Origin of the sequence: Streptomyces niveiscabiei (assembly GCF_001419795.1) — a bacterium.
Lineage (GTDB): Bacteria > Actinomycetota > Actinomycetes > Streptomycetales > Streptomycetaceae > Streptomyces > Streptomyces niveiscabiei.
This window is the reverse complement of sequence record NZ_LIRL01000487.1, coordinates 1-1164: the sequence shown is the minus strand read 5'-3', so window position 1 is coordinate 1164 and position 1164 is coordinate 1. Positions and strand designations below refer to the sequence as shown.

Here is a 1164-nt window from a genome sequence, read left to right as displayed (position 1 = left end):
AGCCTTGGGGGTGGGCCTTGGGAGGTAGCTCCCGAGGCGTAACTCTCCGGGCGTACCTCTTCCGGCGCGGCTCGTCGGGGCTCGGCTCCTCGGGCGTAGCTCGTCGGGGCGTGGCTCGTCGGGCGTGGCTCTTCAGGGGTAGTCCTGAAGGCCGACTCCGGGGCAGCGCCTTCGGGGCTCGGTCCCGTGGCGCCGGGGCCGTGGCGGCGGAGCCCGTCGCAGCGGGCCCCGTCGCGTGCCCGGTGTGTCAGTCAGGCAGTGGGAACGGGGTTCAGGAGGGAGTGCCGGGTGGGTCAGCAGCCGGAGATGCAGCCCGAGGGTCCGCCTCAGGACGGACGGGACGAGGGGGCGGCCGGGCTGCGGCCGGGCGATCTGACCGGGCGGACGTTCCCGCACGGCGACTGGGGTGAGCCTGCCGTACGGCTCGACGAGCTCTACCGGTGGGTGGAGCAGGGGGCGCTGGAGACGGCCGCCTGGTACCTCGCCGACCGCGGGTGGAAGCGGCGCGGCGCGCGCGCCCTGCGGGGTACGGCGGCGGGGTCCGCGGTCGTCGGTGCCGCGCTGCCGCTGCTCGATCTGACCGGGCTGCTGTCCGGCGCGTCCCCCTGGGGGTACCTCGCCCTGCTGATCGCCGTCTCCTGCGTCGCCGTGGACCGGTCGTTCGGGCTGACCTCGGGGTGGATGCGGGACGTCGCCACCGCGCAGGCCGTCCAGCGGCGGCTCCAGGTGCTCCAGTTCGACTGGGCCTCGGAGAGCGTCCGCGAGGTGCTCGGCCCGGCCGAGGGAACCGCAGGGGAGGCGGCCGAGCGGTGCCTGGGGGTGCTGCGCCGGTTCTCGGAGGACGTCACGGACCTGGTCCGTACGGAGACGGCGGACTGGATGATCGAGTTCCGTACGGCGTCCACGTCGCTGGCGCTCCAGACGACCGCGCCGTCCGTACCCCGCCAGGAGGCACCCGGGCCGCACCCGGGACGGTTCTCCCCGCCGCCGGTGAACGGGACCCGGCCGAACATGCCGAGGCAGAGGCCGCCGGAGCCGCGGTGAGGTGAGGGCGTGGGGCCGGGGCGGGGCTCGCAGGGCCGTGGCTCTGCGGTACTACACGGGGACTACGGGGTTCCGGCAGCTCGCGGCGCCGTGGCTCTCCGGTACTACACGGGGACTACG

1 protein-coding gene is annotated in these 1164 nt (G+C 75.2%); it reads left to right on the top strand.

Annotation, left to right across the window (positions count from 1 at the left end; all coding sequences use genetic code 11):
- The first annotated feature begins 306 nt into the window (after positions 1-306).
- Positions 307-1044: an SLATT domain-containing protein gene (locus AOK24_RS23410; protein ID WP_409122847.1), complete on the top strand. Its 738-nt coding sequence runs from the start codon at positions 307-309 to the stop codon at positions 1042-1044.
- The last annotated feature ends 120 nt before the right edge of the window (positions 1045-1164 follow it).

Bases quoted from the DNA above. Each gene is read 5' to 3' on its own strand.
- AOK24_RS23410 (WP_409122847.1), top strand. From the start codon at position 307: ATGCAGCCCGAGGGTCCGCCTCAGGACGGACGGGACGAGGGGGCGGCC.